The following is a 6310-nucleotide window of genomic DNA, read 5'->3' as shown; positions in this document are numbered from 1 at the left end:
AGGATCGATGTAAATCATTTTTATTCTACCTGAATAACTTTTTTGCAATAAACGTAAAACCTCTAAATTATCCCCTTCGATTAATATATGCTTTGCGTTCTCTTCGTTTATCCCTTCTCCTTCCATAAATTTAAGAGTTCCTTGTGGCGGTAAAAAAGCAAGACGACGGGCTTCTTTTTTACCCACCCATTGAAGCCCGTAAAATTCCTCAGTGTTACTTTCAATTAATTCTTCGTCAATACCGTTGATTTCTTCTTGCATAAAGGATGGATCAATGCCAAGCAGCAGAACGCTTATGCTGTCCAAGGAACAGCAGAACCCCATAGCGCTGTGCAAGTTTTGTTGAGCGATGGAAAGCAGCGCATCACCAAAACGGTGCGTGCAGACGGCAAAGGGAGATTCCGGGCGGTGGTCGATGCAAGAAAGTTGGCGGAAGGAGAGATTACGGTCTCCGCGGTTAGTGTGGATTCGGCAGGAAACCAAAGCGGACAATCGAAGAAAGTGCTTCGGAAAGATGTGAGCATAGAGGCTCCTGAACTGTTGAATGAAGGATATATCAACGCTTTCAACTATGAAGCTTATCCAGTAACGGGGACAGGAACGCCTGGAGAGAAAGTGGTGGTGGAGGCTGGTGATGGAAAAAAATCCGTCTCAGCGAGCGGACTTGTGGATGAAGATGGGAATTATGAAGTAGAGATCAATACTTCTTCTCTGAAGGACGGGAAGATCACGATCCGTGTGAAAACGATCGATCAAGCGGGGAATGAAAGCCGGATAGTAAGTGTCGTCCTTATCAAATCGTTGTCTTCTCCGGCCAAGCCGTCTATTGACAATAAAGGTTACGTGAACGCCAGCGCAGATGCAACTGCTTATGAGGTGACGGGCAAGGGAGAGCCAGGGGCGGAAGTGGAGGTCACTTTGTCCGATGGAACGAATGAAATCAGCACAGTCGGTACGGTGGAAGAAAACGGGAGATACCGTGTAGAAGCTGATATTTCCCCGTTAAGCGATGGACTGATTACCATTACAGCCGTTCAAACGAGTGCAACGGGCAATGTAAGCCCAGAGGCAACCACGACGGTTTGGAAGGATACCGCTGTTGCCGCTCCATCATTGAACGCCCTGCCAGCCGTTACGAATCAAAATCAAGCGGCATATACGATCGCAGGAACGGCAGAAAGCAACGCATCGGTGCAAATCATCATTACGGATGGACAAAAATCTCTCGTTGAACGGACGTCGGCGGACTCGAATGGGAATTTTTCGAAGACGATCGATCTGTCTGCATTCAACAATGGCCAGCTGATGATCATTGTGACACAAGAAGACAAAGCGCAAAACCATAGTGAAGCGACCACAGCGACGGTGACGAAAGGGCAATAAGAAGGAACCTGTCGGCCGAGCCTTTCTTTGAAGCGGGATGCTTCAAAGAGGACTCGGTCGATTTTTTGGTGAATAGACATGTTTCAATATCACATAATCATGGAAAATCACAAAATTCAGAGGCCTTCCTGGATGTTATTTGCGCACCGCATGGACATAATGGACATGTTCAAACGCTGTCAGATCGTCGTTTCGGTTCGAGAAAAATTCCGCTTGGATTTGTTCCGGCGATACGTGTTCGAAAATGAGGAGACGGTGATGCTGCAGCTGTTTCTCAAGTTCCTCGATCGAATACGCCGCTTTCATCGGTTCACCGCTTTGCCGGGCGAGGGCGAGCGTGTTTTGCACCCGCTTGACAGGGGAGGTGAACAGCTGCTCATCGGCAACATCAAACACGATAGAACTGCCCTCTGTCATCAATGGAGCGAGTTGGTGCAAAAGACGATAGAAGTGCTCTTTTTCTAGATAATATGAGACGCCAAGCAGGCTGAACACCGTTTTTTCGTTTGGGCGAAAGCCGGCTGCGAGCAATCGGGAAGCCACGTCATCCTTGGTAAAATCAGCGGCGACCAGTTGCAAGCAGTTTGGCATCTTCCCGTTGGCCATGTGGATGCGTTCGCGCTTGAATTGCTGCGTGTTGGGATGGTCGACTTCGAATATCGTCAGGCCGCTGTTTGGATGACGGAAGGCGAACGTATCCATCCCTGCTCCTAACATGACATACTGCGTCGCGCCAAGCCGCTTTTCGTGTTGGACGATCCGTTCGGTATAGGCGGCGCGGGCGATTGGAGTCGGAGCGAGCTGCGTTTGGACGATCCATTTCACTTTCTCTTCGTCCGATGAGAACGCATCAAGCCGCTCGGGGGCAAAAAATCCCAAGCCGTTGGCGAGAAAGGTTTGGATTTGTTTGTATTCTTCGTCTGTGATCAGCTGTCTGGCCATATCGTCACGAAATATGACAGGCGTATCGTGTTCCGTATGATAAGCGCGGACGAAACAGGACATCAATGCGGTCATGCTCGGTTCGTTTGGTTTCATGGCAATGGCTCCTTTGCGAGGCTATGGAGAATCATCTTCTGGCCGTAGGCGACAAATTGTTCTTTCGTCTTGCCGAGCGTCGGCAGCAAAAACGCTCCTTTTGTTTCGATAAGGTCAAACAATGCGTGTAGCTGTGCGGAGAACACGTACACGGTCATCATGACGTCTGCGGTTTCACGGACAACGCCTTCTGCGATGCCTTGCTCGATCCAGCAGGAGAGGGCGTCATTGATGTCCGTTCCTAAAGAGAAAATAGCTTCCATGGTGGGTGTCACTGCGTCCAGCGATGGCGGGCGAAACTCGCGGACGGCGCGCGCCGAAACGGGACAATGTTCGTAGTAAGCGCGCATTGCTTTACAAATGTGTTCGTACTTGGCCAAAAACGGCTGCTCGGCTTGCACGATGTCGGTTAGACGATCACGCAACTGTTTGAGACCATTCGCGACAATGTAGTACAAAATCTCCTCCTTCGTGTCAAAGTAGCGGTACACCGTACGGCGGCTGTATCCCGACGCTGCGCAAATGTCGCTGATTGACGTGCCGTCAAACCCGCGTTCGAGAAACAACCGCTCAGCGGCTTGGGCAATCGTTTGTTTGTGTACAGCGGCGATATGTTCTTTCATAGCTGATACTCCTAGTATCAAAAGTATACTATCAGTATACTCTTGTTTTTCTGTTTGTCAAGTGGTTACTTTATTGACAAACGAGCCATCAAAACAATGGTGATGAAGGGGAGCTGGGGTGGTGTTCGTAGAGCATATCGAAAGTGGATGGTTCAACATTCATCAGGCGAATCACTAAAAATATATCGGGGCTTTTGGTGAATGGCCCAATGGTTGACGGTAATACGAACTATGAGACAGAAGAGGTTTTTCTTTTGCGTGCAGGATATTGCCCTCGTGCTTACGAATCTATACGGATGCACATCAAGCAAGGAGGATGGCTATGGGAAACATCCAGCCAAGGCGGTTGGTGACGGCAAGCGGCCAACCGATTGTTATACGGACGGCATGGCCCGAGGATGCCGAGCGGATCGTTGCGTTTGTCAAGGCCGTGACCGCGGAAGCGCTTTACTTGCTTACGACGGAAGCGGAAGTGACGGTCACAGAAGAGCAACAACGCCAATGGCTGCAAAAAATGGCGGACGATCCTGGAAAGTTGGCGCTGTTGGCCGAGCATGACGGAGAGATGATCGGGTTTTTAGATTTTCATAATGGAAATAAGCGGCGAACCAAGCACCAAGGGTCTTTCGGCATGAGCGTGAAAAACGGCTTTCGAGGCCAGGGGATCGGCACGGCGTTGCTTGCAGCGCTCCTTGATTGGGCAAAAGAAAATCCTTTGATTGAAAAAGTTTGCCTCGAAGTCGTCGCTGACAACACGAACGCGATTCGATTGTATCAAAAGTTTGGATTTGTGGAAGAAGGCGTGAAGAAAAAAGCTGCAAAAATCGATGACGGGATGTATTGGGATTTGATTTTGATGGCTCGCTTTGTCAAGTAGGTTCGGCGGATGAGTGCGGGGAGATCGCTCGATGAGCATTTCCTTCCTTTCTATTGCGCCGGTTTGCGCTTCGGTGCGGCGGTCGGCGTGACAAGGAGGGAGAACGTGAGAGACAAGGGAATGAGGTTGTTGCCGCTTGGCGTCAGGCTCATGAAGCCGCAGCGGGAACAATACAAACGGATGGCGGCCTGCGAGAGAAAGGCCGCCATGTTGGTTTTGGTTGAAATGCCCAATCTTTTGTCATTTGGTCCCGATGTGCTGTTGTTTCTGCCGTTGCTTCTCCTAGAAGGCTTGTGATTTAAGGGGAAATGTTGCTCCCCAACAGCGTTTCTCAAATTGAAAAACCTTGCAACACCATAACTTTATCCCTTTCGACTTCTCGCAAATCGAGCGAATCCGTTGTTTTTCACCGGTCTTCTAGGAGGCGCGGCGCTTTTTTGAGTAAAAGAGGTGTTGGGGGCTGCTCGCAGAAAGGAGCGGCCGCTCCTGGCCGCGCACCGCTACGAACGCTCGCTGAAGGCGATTTGAATGCCGATTAGGGCGAAGATGGCGCCTTTGAGCCAATGGATTCGCTTCGTGATGGTGGTGTTGGCCAAGAGCCAATGGCGCAGTTTTTCCGCGCCGATGCTCACCAAGGTGAAGACGGCGAGCGCTTGAGCGAGAAAGACGGCGCCAAGAAGCAACATCTGTTGCGGCACGCGGCCCGCTGACGGATCAACGAACTGCGGCAGGAGCGCCAAAAAGAAGAGCGACACTTTCGGGTTGAGCACGTTCATGACAATGCCTTTTTTGTACAGCGAGGCGTATGCCATTGGCTTCTGCCGCCCAAAGGCGAGACTGCTGTCTTTTTCGCGGAACGCCTGCCATGCCAAGTACAGCAAATACGCGGCACCGGCGTACTTGACGATGGCAAACGCCAAGGCGGATTGGTAAATGACAGCCGAGACGCCAAGCGTGGCTGCGCTGATGTGGACAAGCAGGCCGGTGCACAGCCCGAGCGCGGTGGCGATGCCCGCCTGTTTGCCTTGGGACAGGCTTTGGGCGATGACGAACAAAATGTCTGGCCCTGGCGCTAACGTAAGCAAAACGGCGACGCCTAAAAACGCGAAGATCGTTCCGATTCCCATGAGGCATCCCTTCCTTCGGCATGATGACTCTATATGTTCGCCGCGGATCGTATTGATTCCTTTTTGTTTGAAAGGGAAAATGGACAAACGAAAAAGCCGCCCATGCCATTCAAAGCAGAGGCGGCATTTCCTATTCATGGGAAGCTTTTTTCTCCAAAAACGCCCGGCCATAGCGGCCATGGTCATGGAGCATGGCGTGCTCCACCTGGATGGTGGCGTGCTCGATTCCGTATTTTTCCTTCAACATTTCATTCACCGCCAAGATGACGCATAGCGGCTGGATGCGTTCGTTGACAAACACATGAGCCGACAGCGAGTAATGGTCGGTTGAGATGGCCCATAAGTGCATGTCGTGCACGTCTTCGACCCCTTCGATCTTTCGAATATCGGCGCGGATTTGTTCGAGGTCGAACCCATCTGGCACGGCTTCCATTAAGATGAGATACGATTCGCGCATAATTTTCGCCCCGCCTGTGAAAATGATGGCGGCGATCACTAAGCTGATGATCGGGTCGAACACCGTCCAGCCGGTGAAGTAAATGAGCAGCGCGGAAACGATGACGCCGATCGAGCTAATCAAGTCGCCGATGAAATGCCAAAGGGCGCTCTGAACGTTCAAATTGTCTTCCTCTTTCGTGCTCCGGCTTAAGACGATGGTCAACGTCAAGTTGACGACGAGGCCGATCGCTGCGATCCCGAGCATGAGGCGAAAGTGGATCGGTTCAGGATGGAGAAAACGCTGAATGCCTTCCCATAAAATCCACAGCGCAATGACGGCCAACGTCAGCCCGTTCAAAAACGATGTGATGATTTCAAACCGCAAAAAGCCGAACGTAAACCGACGGTTCGGCGGGCGCGTCGCCATGTAGAGGGCGACCATGCTTAAGCCAAGCGCCAATACATCGGATGCCATATGGGCCGAATCGGACAAGAGGGCGAGTGAGTTGGAAATCAGTCCGCCAATGATTTCGACGGCGGTGAAAAACATGGTCAACAAAAGCGTCACCCAGAGCGCTTTTTTCGATTCATTTTGCGTTTTGACGTGCGGGAGATGATGAAAATCGTACAGTGTTGGAGCCATAATGCACCTCCGTTATTTATAATAATTATCAACTTATATATATTATAATATAAAAATCCGCCTGTGTGCAAATGAAATTTCGACATCCAGAAACAGCGGTTGTTGGAATTTGTCTAAAAATATAGACGAAGCATTCAAGGAATGAACCCTGCTACTGGCGAATAGGAATCAATGTTGTGTA

The 6310-nt window shown here is 50.5% G+C and carries 7 protein-coding genes and 1 pseudogene; 3 read left to right on the top strand and 5 right to left on the bottom strand.

All coding sequences use genetic code 11. The annotated features are described in order from the left end of the window. A pseudogene (locus tag GZ1_RS10565) lies at positions 1-306 on the bottom strand (site-specific DNA-methyltransferase); the annotation flags it as partial. On the opposite strand from GZ1_RS10565, the gene GZ1_RS10560 reads away from it, so the two are divergent. Beyond that, on the top strand, positions 256-1383 hold the full coding sequence (locus GZ1_RS10560) for an Ig-like domain-containing protein (RefSeq protein ID WP_060788452.1): 1128 nt from the start codon (positions 256-258) through the stop codon (positions 1381-1383). The pseudogene GZ1_RS10565 and the gene GZ1_RS10560 overlap by 51 nt on opposite strands. A 135-nt stretch (positions 1384-1518) precedes the next feature. Here the strand turns inward: GZ1_RS10560 and GZ1_RS10555 are convergent, their stop codons facing one another. Both GZ1_RS10555 and GZ1_RS10550 read right to left on the bottom strand, forming a co-directional pair. Continuing rightward, positions 1519-2421, bottom strand: coding sequence for a class I SAM-dependent methyltransferase (locus tag GZ1_RS10555; RefSeq protein ID WP_060788451.1), 903 nt, complete (start codon positions 2419-2421; stop codon positions 1519-1521). Then, positions 2418-3044 carry a TetR/AcrR family transcriptional regulator gene (locus tag GZ1_RS10550; protein ID WP_060788450.1) on the bottom strand — a complete coding sequence of 209 codons (627 nt, stop codon included), beginning with the start codon at positions 3042-3044 and terminating at the stop codon, positions 2418-2420. Before GZ1_RS10550 ends, GZ1_RS10555 begins: the two co-directional genes overlap by 4 nt. 322 nt (positions 3045-3366) lie before the next feature. On the opposite strand from GZ1_RS10550, the gene GZ1_RS10545 reads away from it, so the two are divergent. Continuing rightward, complete coding sequence (locus tag GZ1_RS10545; RefSeq protein ID WP_060788449.1) at positions 3367-3921, top strand: GNAT family N-acetyltransferase; 555 nt, start codon at positions 3367-3369, stop codon at positions 3919-3921. A 9-nt stretch (positions 3922-3930) separates the two neighbouring features. Then, a complete protein-coding gene (locus GZ1_RS10540; protein ID WP_013144383.1) occupies positions 3931-4218 on the top strand; it encodes a hypothetical protein in 288 nt (95 codons plus the stop codon). 203 nt (positions 4219-4421) lie between these two features. On the opposite strand, the gene GZ1_RS10535 is transcribed toward GZ1_RS10540, so the two are convergent. Together GZ1_RS10535 and GZ1_RS10530 are read right to left on the bottom strand one after the other, a co-directional pair. After that, positions 4422-5048 (bottom strand): LysE family translocator, encoded by a 627-nt coding sequence (locus GZ1_RS10535; RefSeq protein ID WP_033004846.1) that lies wholly within the window; start codon positions 5046-5048, stop codon positions 4422-4424. Between the two features lie 130 nt (positions 5049-5178). Beyond that, positions 5179-6129, bottom strand: coding sequence for a cation diffusion facilitator family transporter (locus tag GZ1_RS10530; RefSeq protein WP_053413959.1), 951 nt, complete (start codon positions 6127-6129; stop codon positions 5179-5181). Between the last annotated feature and the right edge of the window lie 181 nt (positions 6130-6310).

Source organism: Geobacillus zalihae NBRC 101842, assembly GCF_001544135.1.
Lineage (GTDB): Bacteria > Bacillota > Bacilli > Bacillales > Anoxybacillaceae > Geobacillus > Geobacillus zalihae.
The sequence above is the reverse complement of the archived record's forward strand: the minus strand, read 5'-3'. Positions and strand labels throughout refer to the sequence as shown.